This is a genomic window from Thioalkalivibrio sp. HL-Eb18 (genome assembly GCF_000364985.1).
GTDB lineage: Bacteria > Pseudomonadota > Gammaproteobacteria > Ectothiorhodospirales > Ectothiorhodospiraceae > Thioalkalivibrio.
In genome coordinates this window covers 41,506-57,016 of sequence record NZ_KB822967.1, presented here as the reverse complement: position 1 = coordinate 57,016, position 15,511 = coordinate 41,506, and the positions used below count along the sequence as shown (strand labels likewise).

At 64.8% G+C, this 15,511-nt stretch carries 16 protein-coding genes; 12 read left to right on the top strand and 4 right to left on the bottom strand.

Going from position 1 to position 15,511, the window contains the following annotated elements:
• Positions 1–46: 46 nt before the first annotated feature.
• From F813_RS0107610 to F813_RS0107595, 4 genes are all read left to right on the top strand, one after another.
• Positions 47–796: a methyltransferase domain-containing protein gene (locus F813_RS0107610; protein WP_017926098.1), complete on the top strand. Its 750-nt coding sequence runs from the start codon at positions 47–49 to the stop codon at positions 794–796.
• 92 nt (positions 797–888) lie between these two features.
• Positions 889–1,206, top strand: coding sequence for a hypothetical protein (locus F813_RS0107605; RefSeq protein ID WP_012982770.1), 318 nt, complete (start codon positions 889–891; stop codon positions 1,204–1,206).
• A gap of 56 nt (positions 1,207–1,262) precedes the next feature.
• Positions 1,263–2,522 (top strand): GspE/PulE family protein, encoded by a 1,260-nt coding sequence (locus F813_RS0107600; RefSeq protein WP_017926097.1) that lies wholly within the window; start codon positions 1,263–1,265, stop codon positions 2,520–2,522.
• Between the two features lie 38 nt (positions 2,523–2,560).
• Positions 2,561–3,568, top strand: coding sequence for an MDR family oxidoreductase (locus F813_RS0107595; protein WP_012982772.1), 1,008 nt, complete (start codon positions 2,561–2,563; stop codon positions 3,566–3,568).
• A 9-nt stretch (positions 3,569–3,577) separates the two neighbouring features.
• Here F813_RS0107595 and thiI read toward each other — a convergent pair whose 3' ends face one another.
• The gene (gene thiI / locus F813_RS0107590; RefSeq protein ID WP_017926096.1) at positions 3,578–5,059 is read right to left on the bottom strand and encodes a tRNA uracil 4-sulfurtransferase ThiI; all 1,482 of its coding nucleotides are present in this window, start codon (positions 5,057–5,059) and stop codon (positions 3,578–3,580) included.
• Positions 5,052–5,990 carry a DUF523 and DUF1722 domain-containing protein gene (locus F813_RS0107585; RefSeq protein WP_012982774.1) on the bottom strand — a complete coding sequence of 313 codons (939 nt, stop codon included), beginning with the start codon at positions 5,988–5,990 and terminating at the stop codon, positions 5,052–5,054. Before F813_RS0107585 ends, thiI begins: the two co-directional genes overlap by 8 nt.
• 97 nt (positions 5,991–6,087) lie before the next feature.
• On the opposite strand from F813_RS0107585, the gene F813_RS0107580 reads away from it, so the two are divergent.
• The 5 genes from F813_RS0107580 to F813_RS0107560 all read left to right on the top strand — a co-directional run bounded on the left by F813_RS0107580 (position 6,088) and on the right by F813_RS0107560 (position 11,270).
• Entirely contained in the window at positions 6,088–7,080 is a 993-nt protein-coding gene (locus F813_RS0107580; protein WP_012982775.1) for a patatin-like phospholipase family protein, read from the top strand.
• Entirely contained in the window at positions 7,077–8,060 is a 984-nt protein-coding gene (locus tag F813_RS0107575) for a pentapeptide repeat-containing protein (RefSeq protein WP_012982776.1), read from the top strand. Before F813_RS0107580 ends, F813_RS0107575 begins: the two co-directional genes overlap by 4 nt.
• Positions 8,061–8,262: 202 nt before the next feature.
• Positions 8,263–8,676, top strand: a complete 414-nt coding sequence (locus F813_RS0107570) for a hypothetical protein (RefSeq protein WP_017926095.1) — start codon at positions 8,263–8,265, stop codon at positions 8,674–8,676.
• A 312-nt stretch (positions 8,677–8,988) separates the two neighbouring features.
• Positions 8,989–10,557: an EAL domain-containing protein gene (locus F813_RS0107565; protein WP_012982778.1), complete on the top strand. Its 1,569-nt coding sequence runs from the start codon at positions 8,989–8,991 to the stop codon at positions 10,555–10,557.
• The gene (locus F813_RS0107560) at positions 10,554–11,270 is read left to right on the top strand and encodes an OmpA family protein (protein ID WP_012982779.1); all 717 of its coding nucleotides are present in this window, start codon (positions 10,554–10,556) and stop codon (positions 11,268–11,270) included. Before F813_RS0107565 ends, F813_RS0107560 begins: the two co-directional genes overlap by 4 nt.
• A gap of 1 nt (position 11,271) precedes the next feature.
• Here F813_RS0107560 and F813_RS0107555 read toward each other — a convergent pair whose 3' ends face one another.
• On the bottom strand, positions 11,272–12,030 hold the full coding sequence (locus F813_RS0107555; protein ID WP_017926094.1) for a GGDEF domain-containing protein: 759 nt from the start codon (positions 12,028–12,030) through the stop codon (positions 11,272–11,274).
• Positions 12,031–12,583: 553 nt separating this feature from the next.
• On the opposite strand from F813_RS0107555, the gene F813_RS0107550 reads away from it, so the two are divergent.
• Positions 12,584–13,030: a PRC-barrel domain-containing protein gene (locus tag F813_RS0107550; protein WP_012982781.1), complete on the top strand. Its 447-nt coding sequence runs from the start codon at positions 12,584–12,586 to the stop codon at positions 13,028–13,030.
• Between the two features lie 246 nt (positions 13,031–13,276).
• Positions 13,277–14,014 carry a Crp/Fnr family transcriptional regulator gene (locus F813_RS0107545; RefSeq protein WP_026148194.1) on the top strand — a complete coding sequence of 246 codons (738 nt, stop codon included), beginning with the start codon at positions 13,277–13,279 and terminating at the stop codon, positions 14,012–14,014.
• Positions 14,015–14,044: 30 nt separating this feature from the next.
• Here the strand turns inward: F813_RS0107545 and F813_RS0107540 are convergent, their stop codons facing one another.
• Positions 14,045–14,257 (bottom strand): CsbD family protein, encoded by a 213-nt coding sequence (locus F813_RS0107540; protein ID WP_012982783.1) that lies wholly within the window; start codon positions 14,255–14,257, stop codon positions 14,045–14,047.
• Positions 14,258–14,942: 685 nt separating this feature from the next.
• On the opposite strand from F813_RS0107540, the gene F813_RS0107535 reads away from it, so the two are divergent.
• Positions 14,943–15,494 carry a hypothetical protein gene (locus F813_RS0107535; RefSeq protein ID WP_017926093.1) on the top strand — a complete coding sequence of 184 codons (552 nt, stop codon included), beginning with the start codon at positions 14,943–14,945 and terminating at the stop codon, positions 15,492–15,494.
• Positions 15,495–15,511: the final 17 nt, after the last annotated feature.

The following is a 15,511-nucleotide window of genomic DNA, read 5'->3' as shown; positions in this document are numbered from 1 at the left end:
AGACAGAACCCCTATACTCGTCACATATTCGCTCCCGGTATTCTGCTTGTCTGATCCAGCCTCCCCGCATACCGCCGATCACGATCGGCTGCTCGACACCAATCGCCGTTTCTACAATGACTTGTGGAAAGATTCGCGACTGGTGTCGCCCGATCAGTTCAATACCTGGCCGCTGGTCTGTCGGCTGAATCGCGACGGCTTCGAGCGCCTTGAAGTCGGGCCCGGCATGCGTCCACGGCTGCCCATCGCCGGCACGCACTTCGCCGATATCAGCGAGCCCGCCCTGCGCACGCTGCGCGCCGAAGGCGGTCACACGGAATCTGCCGTCATCGGCGACCTTCCCTACGAAGACGGCCGCTTCGACCTGATCTCTGCACTCGACATCATCGAGCACGTCGAGAATGACGAGCAGGCCATGCGCGAACTGACGCGTGTCGCCGCGCCAGGGGCGCGCATCCTGCTCTCGACGCCCCTCCATCCGGAATACTGGACCCGCTTCGACGAAATCGTGGGACACTATCGCCGCTACACGCCCAACAGCCTGTTCGCGTTGCTGGAACGCCACGGTCTTACCATCGACCAAAGCGGCGTGTTCGGCATGAAACCACGCTCGTCACTCCTCACCCGCCTGGGCATGTGGTTCCTGCAGCATCACCGCGATACGGCCATGCATTACTACAACCGCTACTTCATGCCGCTGGCCCTGAAGCGGCAAAAGGCGCTCCAGCTCTACCCGGGCATGATCCCCACAGAAGACGTCGGCGAGGTCTTTCTGGTCTGCCGCCGAGTGACCTGAGGCGCGCACTCTCGGCCGGAGCGTGGTTGCTTGAAGGAACCCGCTCCCGCGGGTATTGTCCATGGATCAGGAACCTGACCCAGGCTGCATCGATGTTCGATACCCGTCCGCTGCATACGGCCCAACAACAGCACCCGTTTATCCTGTCGCTGCTCGTGCTGGCGACCGGCTTCGTGCTGACGATGCAGAATCCGCAGGCCCAGGACGCCACTGCCGAGCTGGTCTCGAAGGTCGAGCTGCCCACCCTCGCGCAGGTCATGGAAATGCGGCCTCAAAGCCCGCCGCCCGGGGTCGAAGGTGACCAGATGGTGAGCGAGGAGACTGAGGAGACGCAGGCCCTGATCATGCTGGACCGCGAAGCCCAGGTCACCCGTTCCGCGAGTGACCTGCGCGAACGCCCGCAACGGTAGCTCTTGCCGGCTTCGGCCGGTATCGCAACCTCCCCAACCCTTTCACCGGGGGCTGAATGCCGGAATCGCTCCGACCAACGCCCGGTGACGGGCGCGCACTGAAACCCCATCTGGTCCCCGGCCTGCGCGACTACCTCAACGAGGACGAACACGCCGAGGGCCGACTCGAGGCCCATGCCCTGATCGAAGACGCCGTCGCCGTACGCGCCTCCGACATCCATCTCGACCCCGAGCCTGACGGCTACCGCATTCGGTTGCGCATCGATGGCCTGATGGTGGACGCCACAACACTCGAGACCGGCCTGGGGGAACTGCTGTCCAATCAGTTCAAGACCCTGGCCAGTCTCGATCCAATGCCCACCCTGAACTCCGCGGAAGGCAGCTTCGCCTGGCGCGACGAAGACACGGGGCACATGGATCTGCGTGTGACGGCCGTACCCTGCGTCAACGGCGACAAGCTGTCCGTGCGCATCCTGGCAGAGCCCGATGCCTTCCAGGACATCAGCGACCTGGGGCTGCCGGAACAGGAAGTCGAGGCCATTCGCCAGTGGACACAGACAGCCGGTGGCGTACTGCTGGTGACCGGCCCCACCGGCAGCGGAAAGACCACGACCCTGTACGCCCTTCTGCACGAAATCGGGCAGACACCCCAGCAGATCATCACGCTCGAGGACCCAGTCGAGTACGCCATCCCGGGCGTGAACCAGATCCAGATCAATACCGACCAGGGGCTCGACTTCGAACAAGGCACCCAGACCCTGCTGCGACTCGATCCGGATTATGTACTGGTCGGGGAGGTCCGCGACGGGCCATCCGCCCGCGGCGCGATCAACATCGCCACCAGCGGGCGTTCCCTGATGGCCACCCTGCACAGTCGTGATGCAGTCGGTACCGTCGCCTCCCTGCGCAACATGGGCCTTGAAGACTTCGAGATCGCGCCGACACTCGAGCTGGTGATCGCACAACGGCTTGTGCGGCGTCTGTGCCCGCATTGCCATGAGCGCCGGGCGCCGAACGACCGAGAACAACAGTGGCTCGGCATCAGCGGGCGCAAGGCGCCCGAGGCGGTCTGGGCCGCGCGCGGCTGCTCCGCCTGCAACAATCTGGGCTACCACGGCCGCATCGGTATCTTCGAGGTCTGGCACCTGGACGAGTCCGACAGCGCGGCCATCCTCGACCACCACGACGACAGAGGCCTGCGCCAGCGCCTGGCCGACAAGGGCCAGCGCATGCTCCTTGATAACGGGATGGACAAGGCCGAACCCGGCCTGACGACCTATGACGAGTTGTTCCGCGCCGGCCTGCTTTCCCCGTAGCGGAACCACACATCGTCAAACCCTGATTACACCCCCCAATGACCCCGAACGACACCTTCAACGCATTGCTGTTGCAAGCGGGCGATCCACGACCGATCGCCGAGGTATCCACCCTGAACCCGACCGATCTCCCGGCAGGGGAAGTACTGGTCGCCGTTGAGTACTCGGGGCTGAACTACAAGGATGCGATGATCCTCAACGGACTGGGTCGCCTGGTACGGGAGTACCCCCATGTGCCGGGGATCGACCTGGCGGGCACCGTGAGCGAATCGACCGACGAACGTTATCGTTCGGGGGATCGCGTCCTGCTGACCGGCTGGCATGTCGGGGAACGCCACTGGGGCGGCTTCGCGGAATACGCTCGGGTCCAGGGCGACTGGCTGACCCCGATGCCGGACACCCAGGATGCGCGTGGCGCGATGATCGTGGGCACGGCCGGGTTTACCGCCATGCTGGCGATCGAGGCGCTGGAGCACGGTGGCATCACCCCCGAGAGCGGAGAGATCCTGGTCACAGGCGCCTCCGGCGGCGTGGGAAACCTGGCGATCGCACTCCTTGCCGCGCTGGGCTATCGCGTCGCGGCCGCCACCGGCCGGCCGGAAAACGCCCAGCACCTGCAGGCCCTGGGCGCCCGTTCGATCGTGCCCCGAGGCGAGCTCGCCGAGCGGCCCGACCGCCCGCTGCTGTCCGAACGCTGGGCGGGCGTGATCGACAGCGTGGGGGGCGACACCCTGGCCCACGCACTCGCCGAAACGCGGGCCCGCGGCGTCGTCGCAGCCTGCGGACTCGCGGGCGGTGCGGGGCTGACGACCACGGTCATCCCGTTCCTGCTGCGCGGCATTCGGCTGCAGGGCATCGACTCGGTGCAGTATCCCGCGAACGACCGCGAACGGGTCTGGCAACGCATCGGCCGCCTCCTCTCAACCGAGACGCTCGAGCGGTGCCTGGCAGAAGAGATCGGCCTGTCTCAGCTCCCGGAACGCGCGGAGGCGCTGCTGGCCGGTCAGGTCCGCGGACGGGTCCTCGTCCGTCCAACCGACCACTGACGAGAGCGCTCAGACATCCACCTCGGTCGCGGGCTGCCTGTCCCAATGCCGGCGCAGCCTGCTCACGTCGCCCGCAAAGGCGCGCGCGTCATAGCCCGCCGCACGCATGCGTTCGGCCAGTACCGCGGACTGCGTACCGCGAAAGCAGTAGAGCACGTACGCGCGGTCGCGCGGGAGCTGCTCGAAGCTCGCCGCGAGTTCATCGGCCGGGTGGTTCACCGCGCCCGGCAGGTGCCAGTCCCGATACAGATCGGGCGGCTGACAATCGATGATCTCCGCCGCCGCGGGGATGCGCTCGACCAGTACCGGGCTCGCGCGATCCGCGGATGGCGCCGGCGTCCCCAGGTCATGCATCCGCGCCTTGGCGACGGCGCGGTCGAGACAGTCGTCACTGAGCACGGCTTCCAGCTTTTCGATGTGAGCGCGCGTGCTGGTCACCATCGGCCGCTGGTTCGCAATCGCGCAGAACTCGGGGACCTTCTCGCACAGCTCGAATGTGCCGATCGCGCGCGCACGATTCATGATTTCCGTCTTGTCGAAACCGATCAGTGGCCGCAACACCGGGAGATCCGCCGCGGCATTGATTGTTTCCAGATTCGACAACGTCTGCGAAGAGACCTGGCTGAGTGCTTCGCCGGTCACCAGCGCCTCTGCGCCGCGCTCGCGCGCGATCGGCTCGGCGGCCCGATACATCAGCCGTTTCAGCACGATCTGCCAGGCATCGCCCGGCACCTTCGCGCGCAGGTCATCGACCACGCCGGAAAAGTCGACACTGAACATCCTGGGGCGAATGCCCGCGCCCCAGTCGCTGACCAGGCGGCGACAGACCGCGAGCACCATCTCCTCGTGCACGGTCCCGCCGAGGTTGCAGAATACAAAGTCCACGGCGGTCCCGCGGCGCATGATGTACCAGGCCGCGACCGCCGAATCGAACCCGCCCGAGATCAGCACCATGGCGCGCCCCTGCACCCCCAGCGGCAATCCCCCGCCCCCCTGCTCGCGCCTGGAATAGACCCAGGCCTGTTCGCGGTCCAGATCGATGCGGACGACGACCTCGGGGCGGTCGAGATCGACCCGGCCGGGCCCGTCCAGGACCGCACCCACCCGCCGCTCGACCTCCGTTGCCGAGAGATCCTTGCGGCCATGGCGCTTGCAGCGAACGGCATACCGGCGCCCGCGCACGGCCTCCGTGAAATGAGCGCCCACGACCTCGCAAAGGCGTTCCACCGAGACCTCCTTGAGCACCACCTCGACCGGCGAGAAGGTGCTGACCCCGAAGGTCTTGTGCAGGATCGACTGCGCCGCCTCCGGCTTGGGCGTATAGAGCACCAGCCGGCCCTGGTGGGTCCGCAAGTCATGCGGGATGCCGGTCAGCGCACGCTTGAGGTTCCGCCGCAGGACCCGCGTGAAGTGGCGCCGGGTGCTGGGCGACTTCAGGTGAATCTCGGGGGCCAGGCGTACGATGATCGGGGTGGCGGCGACGTCAGTCATGGATCTCTTCGTTCAGGAGTTCCTGGGGAAACGGGTTCAGGATGCTTTGCTCGCGCACCCACTGGATGTCCAGTTCCCGGGCGATCGCGCGAATCCGTGCGTAAATGTCGCGTGGCGGGCACTCGCCGCGCCGACAGGCGTCGATCGCGCCGTGCAGGCTCGCCTGACGGGACGGATCGAGATGCTCGCGAAAATGCCCGGCCATATGCTGCAACACGTTCACATGTTGGCCAACCGACACCGGTGTGGCCAGCACCCGCATAAACCGCTGCAGGTATCCGTGCGCGACCTCGTTTCGCGGTTGCCCGGCGGCTTTCGCGACAAAGCGCCCCAGCTGGTCGTAGCCGACACGGTCGTGGCTGAGCAGGAGCATCTTTTCGCGCGTATGGAAACGCACCAGATCCGCCGGAGTCCACGGCGCGGCAAACAACTCGCGCACCCGCGCATGCGCGAAAATGCGCTCGACAAAGGCCTCGCGGGTATTGGAGATGGCCATCCCGGCCTCCTCGACGACGGGCAGGTCAGGTAGCGCATCGGTCAGTGCGGCGGCGAACAGGCCCGCAGCAGGCTCGGCCTCGTTCGCCACCCGAACCTCCAGCCCGCAACTGGGCGATCGTGCCTTGAATATGTAGCCATCCAGTCCGGCGTCCGCGAGGGCCGGCACACGCCCTTGAACAAAGTCCTGCACGGGTCCTGTGCAGTCACCACCCGTTTCGTTCCCGCGCAGCGCCAGGCGTCCCCCTTCACGAACCAGGTGCATCGGCTCGCGCGGCGTGCCCAGCACCGCCTCCGGGCAGACAGGTACCCAGGTGACATGGCGTGCCAGCCGTTCGACCAGAAAGGCCTCCCGCCGATGGCCGCCGTCGTAGCGCACGGGTTCGCCGAGCAAACACTGCGACACGCCGAGATTGGGGGTTGGGTGCGGATTCATCTGCCATGCGGATGGATATGCAGGACATTCAGGGTAGCAAGCCACGCCATGCGACACCGACCGCTATACTGCCAACAGTATCTGCCGGAGCATCCGCGTGTTCGCGATCAAATCCCTCCAGCGCCGCATCTCGAAGACCCGCCCTGGCCTGGTTCTGCTGCTGGCCCTGATGCTGCTGGCGTGGGTGGCCATGCCGGCGAACGCCGACGACACGGAATCAGCCAGCGATACCCGTCCGACTATTGGTCTGGCCCTGGGCTCCGGCGGTGCGGGCGGTCTGGCCCACATCGCAATACTGCAGGCCTTCGATGACCTGGGTCTGCAACCGGACCATATCGCGGGGACCAGCATTGGCGCGATCATCGGCGGCCTGTATGCCGCCGGTCTCAGTGCGGAAGAGATCCTCGACATCTTTGACGACTTCGCCGGATCGGAGATGGACGCCCTCTCGCGCCTGGCGCGCTCGGATCTCGAGCTGTTCGAACTCATCCCCCTGCGCCTGGGCCGCAACGCCCTGCTGGACGCCGACACCTTCCTGCGTTTTCTCGCCACGCACACCCCGACCCGCCGCTTCGACGAACTGCGCATCCCGCTGACCGTGGTGGCGACCGACTACTGGACCAGCCAGACGGTCACGCTCCAGGAGGGCGAGCTCTTTCCGGCCATTGCAGCGAGCATGGCGGTGCCCGGTCTGTTCGAGCCCGTACCGTCGGACGACGGCCGGTTGCTGATCGACGGCGGGGCCTCCAATCCACTGCCGTACGACCGACTCCGCGACAAGGTCGACATCGTGATCGCGGTCGACGTATCCGGCGCATGGAATGCCACCGACCGGCCACCCCCCGGGCTGACCGACCTCCTGTTCAAGACCTTCAGCATCATGCAGAAATCGCTGATCCGCGAGATGATGCGGCGTGAACAACCGGACCTTTACCTGGCCCCCGATACCGGCGGCGCGCAGCTGCTCCACTTCAACCGCATTCACCTGATCCTGGAGGCCGCCCAGCCGAGCGCCGCCGAGCTGCGCCAGCACCTGAAGGACTGGCTACCCAGCGACTCTGTCACGCGTGATCAGGGCGCCCGACAATGACCACGCAGCCTTCCGATCCATCGGACGCGGCCACCGGGTCCACGGACCCGCCCGCCTCCTCGCCCGAGGCCGTGCGCCACGAACGCTGGTTCCTGCGCCGCCCGGATGGCGTCTGCGGGCCCTACCCGGCGCGCCAGATCGGCCGTTTCCTGATCCTGGGACGCCTGACCGAACAGGACGAGATCAGCCAGGACCGGGAGTTCTGGGTACGGATCGCCGAACGCCCCCACCTGATTCCCGAGGAAGTGCGTCTGGCCAACACCCCGGGTGGCAAGGAACGCCTGGAGCGCGCCCGGCTGCGCGAGGACGAACGCCTGCGGGAACGCCGTTCGCGGGCATCGGAACCGTTCTACCGCGAGCAGCGCAAGGGCGACCGCCGCTGTCCCGAGAACCTGGAGACGTTGAGCCATCGCCAGCTATGGGCCGCCCTGCTCGACCGTACGCCATTTCCCTGGCGGCAATGGGTACAGGGTCCACGCCCCTGGATCCTGTCTGGCATTGCGCTTTTGCTTGCCACGGGCCTGCTGGTCTGGTTTGCGCTGCAACAGGAAATCACGCCGGCACCGGATTGCAATGCGCCACCCGGGCCCTCGGTGAACTGGAACTACTGCAACAAGGCCGGCGCTGCGCTGCGCGGAGCTGACCTGGCCGGTGCCAGCCTGTATGACGCCCACCTGAGCGCCGCGCGGCTGGAACGCGCGCAACTCGCGGATGCCGATTTGCGCTACGCAAGCCTCGACCGAGCCCGCCTGGACGGGGCCGATCTTTCACGCGGCCAATTAACTGGTGCCGACCTGCGGAACGCTCGACTCCGGGGCACCCGTCTGGAAGATGCGGACCTGCGCCATGCCGACCTTTCCGGCGCGGATCTGACCGACGCCCGGCTGGAAGGGGCTCGACTGGACCGCGCCATCTGGATTGATGGGCGCATCTGCGCGGCAGGCTCCGTTGGCCATTGCGCATCCAGCGCGACCGACTGACCGTACCGGACAATAATTTGACCGACGTACGATTCCTCCCGTCTGTGCAGTGAAGGCGTTCGCACCTTCCCGCCCATCCCCTTTCGTTCCCCTGCCCGGGGAGCTAGACCTGTACACGCAGACCGACACGAGCCGATGGCCGATCGGTCGGTCGCGAGGCACGGAAGTACCGTTCCTAAATCCGAAACAGGAGGTTGTACTGATGTATAGCTATCGCAAGACTGCAATTGCCTTTGCCCTCGCCTCGATGTTCGCGCTGGGTGGTCTCGCCACCGCACAGGCGCAAAACCTGGGTGCGGCTGCCGAAGGCGCCGCCGAGACCGGCGCCGAAGCCAGCGGTGGAGCCGCCGGCGGCTCCGAAATGGGCAGCGAAGCCAGTGGCGGGAGCGCCCGCGGTGCGGCGGCCGAAGGCCAGGCCCCGGGTGCCGAGGGGGGTGCTGGCGCGAGCGGCGGTGCCGGCGCCAGCGGTGATGTTCGTCAGGACGACGATGCCCGTGGTGGCGTGGGCGCCGATGCAGGTGCCGGAGCCGGTGCGGGCGGTGAAGCCGAAGGCGACGACGGTGGTGCCGAAGCCGGCGCTGAAGGCGGTGCCGAAGGCTCCGTCGAGGTCGAGTAATCACCTCCCGGCCGGGCGGCACTTGCCGCCCGGTCCGGCTTGTCCGACTGCGGATCGATCCCCATTTCCGCGGCAACCTCCCACCAATAGGGCTCCGCCTCGCACGAGCAACAGTCGCAGGCCACCGACACGCCTTCGTGCTGGCTGAGTGACAACCCCGATTTTTCCCTCGCAGCGACCTTTTTGTTCATCGTGATTCCTCACGGTGTGGCCATCCTTCTCACCATCCTCCCGGATGCGGCAGGATCCCAATAACCCCATGCTACACTCTTGAAATCCCGTCTATTCGGGGCTCGCGGAGGATGGAACGCCATGGCTACACGGCGCGACAAGCTGCTGTTTGCCGTCTTTGGCGTAACCGTCCTGGGGCTCCTGCTACCGCTGTTCCTCCTGGGCTGGTATCTCTGGCAGGGCTCCGTGGTCGCGGAGGAACAGCGTCTGGATGAACTCGCGCAGAAGCTCGGCCAGCAAACCGAGCAGGCGATCCTCGACGCGCGCGACCTGCTCGACGAACTCAACGCCCTCGATGTGACTCCCTGCTCGCCGCAGCACCTCAACCAGTTGCAGGAAGCCGCGATTTCGCGGCCCCATATTCGGGCTGTGGGTTACTGGCGAGCGGTAGAACGCGAATGCGGCGCCGGCTTTGTCCAGGGCGATGCGCTCACCCCCCCCCAGGCGAGCCGTATCTACGACAGCGGCCTGGTGGCCTGGTGGCCCGGCCCCACGACGGCAATCGGCGGCGTAGAACTCTTCCTGATGCGCTATGGCCAGCACGACGTGGCCATCGATCCGCGCCTGCTGGTGAACCCGGGCATGCTGGAGGATCAGGAAGTCGGGCTCTGGGTCGAGTCCATGCCGATGATCACCCATCCCCCGGGTGCCGAAGTCCCGGATCCCCAGTCATTCGCACCCGGACTCACGGTGGATCGCGCCGAACAGCGGCTGGTCAGCCGGTCGTCGCTGGACACGATCCTGCCCATCGACATCATCGCCGTGCAGCCGATGGCGCAGTTCTGGCAGCGCTATCTGCCCACGCTGGCCGGGGCCGGGGCCTTTGGCCTATTACTGGTTGGGCTGTGGCTGTTTCTGATCCTGCGCTATTTCCGCCACCAGCTCAGTCTGGCTCAGGAGCTACGCCAGGCCATCGCGCAGGACCAGCTGCAGGTGGTATTTCAGCCCATCGTTCATTTGGAGTCAGGCGCCTGCCAGGGTGCCGAGGCCCTGGCGCGCTGGCGGCGCGATAACCGGGAAACCATTGGCCCGGATGTCTTCGTGCCCCTGGCCGAAGATACCGAACAGGGAACCGACTTGACCCTCGCGATCCTGCGCTGTGTTCTCCGCGAGCTGGGGCCACAACTGCGCGAGCGGCCCGATTGCCCGGTCAACCTGAACATCACCGGGCAGGATCTGGCCTCGACTCGCTTTAGCGAAGCCCTCCAGCGCGAGTTGGAGCGTGCCAAGGTGCCGGCCCGCGCGATCAAACTCGAGATTACAGAGCGCTCGCTGCTTAACACGGATGACGTTCGCAAGAGAATCCAGGATTTGCGCGCCCGCGGCCATCGCATCGCCATTGACGATTTTGGCACTGGCTACTCCAGCCTGGCCTACCTCGAGAGCTTCGAACTGGACACCCTCAAGATTGACAAAACATTTGCCGACGCCATTGGCCACGAAGCGGTGACCAGCAACATCATTAGCCATATCATCGTGATGGCCCGCTCGCTGAAGCTGAACATCGTCGCCGAAGGCATCGAGTCCAGGCATCAGGTCGAGTGGCTGCGCCAGCAAGGGGTTGGATTCGGGCAAGGTTATCGCTTCAGCCGCCCCCTCTCAGCGCGCGCATTCCGTGATTGGTGCCAACAAGCCGGGGACTCGAAGTGAACGCGATTATTCGCCACAACATGCTTGCCGCCATCGTCGCGACACTGTTGTTGACCGGGTGTAACGTCATTCCCACCCAGGGAGAACGCGCGCCTGACGAAGCCGCCAACGCCAACGGCGAGCCGGCGCGCGACGCTCGCGATACCGCCCACCGGGACGATTCTCACGCGGCGCCCCGGAACGCGGTCTATCTGGCGCGCGATGACGACGCCGTCAGTGCACGTCGCCAGCACCTGCTGGACGAGGGGCATGAATCCGTCGCCCTGGATCGGGTGGGCTTCTATATGGACGTATTGACCGCACGCTTGCGCCAGAAGCTGGCGGGTCACGACGTGGAAATGGAACGCGAAGGGCGAATCATCACCCTGATATTTCCGGGCGCCAAGGCCTTCGAGACCAACAGCGCGGAGATTCACCCGGACATGGTATCCACCCTCGATGCCCTGGGGCAGGTGCTCGAAGAGTACGACGCCAGCCTGGTGACGATCGCCGGGCATACCGATTCCGCCGGTGCACGCGGTTACAACCAGCACCTGTCGGAACAACGGGCACTGTCGGTCGGGCGTCACCTGCACGACAATGGTGTCGGAGAGGCGCGCATCATTGCGATCGGCTACGGACCGGACCGCCCCATTGCCGATAACGACACGCCACATGGGCGCGCCCTGAACCGCCGCGTGGAGCTACGCGTGGAACCACTCACGGCCACCTGATTCACAAAGCGTCTGGCGTTCCATCCGCGCGGTGGACCTCAACACGATTTCGACCACGCGCCTTGGCGCGGTAGAGCGCCGCATCCGCCTTGCGCACAAGATCTTCCAGGGCATCTCCGGGCTCGCGTGACACCACCCCCAGGCTGATCGACATCGGCTGGCCATGGGCCGCCGGTGTGTCCGCAATGGCCTGGCGGAGTTTTTCCGCCAGCAACGCTGCACGGTCCGAGTCGGCGTGCGGCACGAGAATCAGGAACTCCTCGCCGCCCCACCGGCCGAGACGGTCCGATTCGCGCAGGCACGCCTGCAGCCGCTGACACATCTCCCGCAGGATGGCATCCCCCGTCGCATGACCGTAGCGGTCGTTAACCTCCTTGAAATAGTCCAGATCGAGGAAAATCAACGAAAGTGGCAGATTGTAACGCTCCGCCCGAGCCACCTCGTGTTCCGCCTCGGTCTTGAACTTCTGGCGGTTCCACACCCCCGTCAAGGCGTCCGTACTGGCCAGACGCACCAGTTCCTCCTGCTGCTGACGCAGTGTTGCCTCAACCTCCTGGCGCAGGGCGGCCTCCTGCCGCAGACGGCGGCTTACGCGCACGTAATGCAGCAGAAGCAGAGTCACCAGAAGCAAGGTAGCGCCTGCGATCAGTGCAATCCGGTACCACCATGCCTGATCGAGTTCCACGCGTGCCGCGTGCTCGCTCGGCAGGTTTGGCCTGTCCTGGTAGAGCACACGCCGGCCGGCATCCTGATCATCCAACCGGTCAAACGCATTCCGGGTCCCCTGGGGCGGAATCGATTCCCTGCCCCACGGCGGCTCCGGCCCACCGGACCCCGGCAGCCGCCAAGGGACCAGGTGACCCTGGGCATCGCTGCCCTGCAGAAAGACTCCGGCATGAGACAAAGTCTGCGAGCTGGCGCAAACGGGGATGGAGAGGAACAGCCACAACAGTCCCCCGAAGCCAAGCCAAAAGCATTGGCTACGAAAGCCACGGTTCTGGACGAGCGTCATCGGCGTCTCTCGGATCGACGGGCGCTTGCGTGCCGGCCCTCCTGCTGAGCCTAGCACCCCGTCGGGCAAACGACCGGCGGATAACATCCAGTTGCCTGCACAGCTCGAATCGTCCTGCCAATAACCCAACGTTCATCGCACTCCTGGTCCCTATTGCGGCCATTTGTGGTCCGGCGTACAGACCGACATTGCAACCGACCACATGATCGGGGACGCGTATGCATCGTGCGGGGCGAAACCCTGGCGATGAGCGTGACACTGACCTCCGGCGTCAACGCCGGCCCCTTCAAGGAGCATAACCATGAAGAAACGCACCTCACTCAAACTCGCAGCCGCGATGATCCCCGTCCTCGCCTTTGGCATGAGCGCCGCCATGGCGGGCGAACACGAGATGAACGGCAATGACCGCAACGCAATGGAGGAGCGCGATGCCGAAGAACGTCATGATGCCCCTCATATTGACCGTATGCCGGCGCAGGGACTGCATGCCTCCGATCTGATGGACAAGAAAATCCATAGCCGGACCGACGATGATGAGATCGGCGAGATCAACGACCTCGTCATCGACCAGGATGGTCGGATCATCGCCGTCGTAATCGGCACCGGCGGTGTTCTGGGTATGGGCGAGAAGGACATCGCAATCGCCTGGGACCGGATTGACCGCTCCACCGAAGGCGACGAGGTCAAGCTGTACATCGACATGGACGAGGACACCCTGAAAGAAGCGCCCGAGTACGAACGCGACTAGGGCTGGCTATACCCGACCCGAGGGACATCGCCTCCCTCGGGTCGGCTCCTCTCCACCGCGACCTGACCGTTGCCAAACGTTGGGCGTCGCTACGCCAAGTGCCTTAACGCGAAAATGGTCCGCCGGTCTGGAAGATTTCAGTCGGAGATACGGGGCTTGACCCACCTCGAAGGGCTATCCTTAAGCTATTCATAATCCGAATCTTTCGGACCTTCGAACTCTCTCGATCAACAAACGGACCCACCGGTGCCCTTAACCCGACCGATCGGGCGAATGCCCCTCGACAATGGACTGCTCGCGGCCCTGCCGGACAGTGAATACGAATCGCTGCACCCACATCTGAATTCGGTCCTGCTGCCACTGGGCACCAGCCTTTATGAGGGTCCGTCGGAGACCCACTACGTCTACTTTCCCACCGAAGCCATCATCGCCTTGATGTGTGTGATGGAGGATGGGAAATCGGGCGAGATCGCGGTGGCCGGCCGGGAGGGACTGGTTGGAATCTCCCTGTTAATGGGCGGCTACACAACACCGACCCGAGCCACGGTACGCATGGCTGGGCACGCCTATCGAATCCGCAGCACCATCATCAACGAGGCCTTTTCCCAAGCGGGCGAACTGCAACGACTCATGCTGCGCTACACGCAGGCCTTGTTCACGCAAATCGCACAGACCTCCGCCTGCAATCGACACCATTCGGTGGAGCAGCAGCTTTGTCGCTGGCTGTTGTTAAGCGACGACCGCTCGCCACACCGGGAACTTAAAATGACGCACGAACTCATTGCGAGCATGCTGGGGGTGCGGCGAGAAGGAGTCACCGAGGCCGCCGGGAGGTTGCAAAAATCGGGTTTGATCACCTACCACCGGGGCCGCCTGGTCATTCTGGACCGCCCAGGGCTCGAGAATCGCAGCTGCGAGTGCTATGGGGTGATCGCAAGCGAATATGCGCGACTCCTTGGCGAACCGGCGGCGTCCCAGTACTAGTCCCGCGACGCCGCCAAAGGGCTACTTCGATCAGTGTTCATCCCGGTCGATCTTCTTCTCGAATTCCGCCAGCTGCTTCTCCGCTTCGTCCTTCGTCACGCCATAGCGTTCCTGAATGCGGCCGGCCAGCTCTTCCCGCTTGCCGGCCACGGTGTCGAGTTCGTCGTCCGTCAACTTCCCCCAGCGAGCCTTGACCTTCCCCTTGAACTGCTTCCAGTTCCCTTTAACGATATCCCAGTTCATTTGCAATCCTCGTCTAGTCGCTGACCAGCGACAGTGCTGATCCACTCCCGAGCGTAGACAGACGGCCCGGGGGGCGTCTGTGCGACGACGCACAGACTTCCCACTCCCTCGTGTGACCCACTGGAGCCTCCACCCACCCAGTCAGGTCATCTACCCATGATGAACAACATCATTTGGATCGTCGGCTTTGTCGTCATTGTGCTGGTAATCCTGAGCTTTCTCGGTTTCCGTTAAGAAAAACTGATCCATGTACACGCTCGCTGCTTCGTCGCTTTTGCGTGCGAGCAAGGCGCGGTGACCGCCGCGCAGTCATTCTGCACAAAGGAACCGCAACGCCGTTCCCGCGCCCGTTTTTGATAACAACGGGCGGCCGCGCCCCATCGTTTATTGGACTGTGGGGTTGGTACCCCGGGGGCCCCGATCCTGTGCTGCACCGCTTGCGGGTAGAACCACTACCCGCTGCACAGCGCGCCTTGTCTCGGACAACCTGGGGTGCCAACGCGAGTGTGCACATGGATCAGTGTTTCCTTTAGCAATGAGCGGCTTCTGTGTGCGCCGCCGTACAGAACCATACCGGTATCCGCATGCAATCTGTCCGCAGGGACAGGCGTCGGCCTCGCTGGCGCCTGTCCCCGGAGACGCCCGCGATCCAGCCTGGACGGGGTGCAACACGGAGGCCTGCATCATGAAAAAACTACTGGCGCTCACGCTCTGCCTGGCCGGTGCCCTTCCCTTGGCGGCCGCGCAGGCCCAGCAGGGATCGGCAGCGAACTTCGGTCCTTCTCAGGGCGATCGCGAGTTCTCGCTGTCCGGTACCGGCAGCAGCGACCGCAAGTTCGACAACACCAATTTCGGCGTGTCCGGCGAGATGGGATGGTACCTGCGCGACCACTTCATCCTCGGGGTCCGCCAAAGCGTCAATTACGCCAGTATCGAGGGCGAATCGCTGCGTGATGATTTCTGGAACGGATCGACCCGCGGCTATGCCAATTTGCAGACCCGCGACGGCCGCCTGCGCCCATTCGGGGGTGGCAGTCTCGGCGTGATCTACGGTGATGGCGTCCGCGACAGCGGCTTTGCCGGTCTGGAGGGCGGACTCAAGTACTACGTCCTGGAAAACACCTACGTGCTGGGCCGCGTGGAATACCAGTGGTTCTTCCGCCGCTCGAGCGATGCCGAAGATGCCTTCCGCGACGGCGCATTCGCGTACACCCTGGGGCTTGGCTACAACTTTTGAACCGTACTCGGGGCCGG

Coding starts and splice junctions, on each gene's coding strand:
- F813_RS0107605 (WP_012982770.1), top strand. CDS start 889: ATGTTCGATACCCGTCCGCTGCATACGGCCCAACAACAGCACCCGTTT.
- F813_RS0107600 (WP_017926097.1), top strand. CDS start 1,263: ATGCCGGAATCGCTCCGACCAACGCCCGGTGACGGGCGCGCACTGAAA.
- F813_RS0107595 (WP_012982772.1), top strand. CDS start 2,561: ATGACCCCGAACGACACCTTCAACGCATTGCTGTTGCAAGCGGGCGAT.
- thiI (WP_017926096.1), bottom strand. CDS start 5,059: ATGACTGACGTCGCCGCCACCCCGATCATCGTACGCCTGGCCCCCGAG.
- F813_RS0107585 (WP_012982774.1), bottom strand. CDS start 5,990: ATGAATCCGCACCCAACCCCCAATCTCGGCGTGTCGCAGTGTTTGCTC.
- F813_RS0107575 (WP_012982776.1), top strand. CDS start 7,077: ATGACCACGCAGCCTTCCGATCCATCGGACGCGGCCACCGGGTCCACG.
- F813_RS0107570 (WP_017926095.1), top strand. CDS start 8,263: ATGTATAGCTATCGCAAGACTGCAATTGCCTTTGCCCTCGCCTCGATG.
- F813_RS0107565 (WP_012982778.1), top strand. CDS start 8,989: ATGGCTACACGGCGCGACAAGCTGCTGTTTGCCGTCTTTGGCGTAACC.
- F813_RS0107550 (WP_012982781.1), top strand. CDS start 12,584: ATGAAGAAACGCACCTCACTCAAACTCGCAGCCGCGATGATCCCCGTC.
- F813_RS0107540 (WP_012982783.1), bottom strand. CDS start 14,257: ATGAACTGGGATATCGTTAAAGGGAACTGGAAGCAGTTCAAGGGGAAG.
- F813_RS0107535 (WP_017926093.1), top strand. CDS start 14,943: ATGAAAAAACTACTGGCGCTCACGCTCTGCCTGGCCGGTGCCCTTCCC.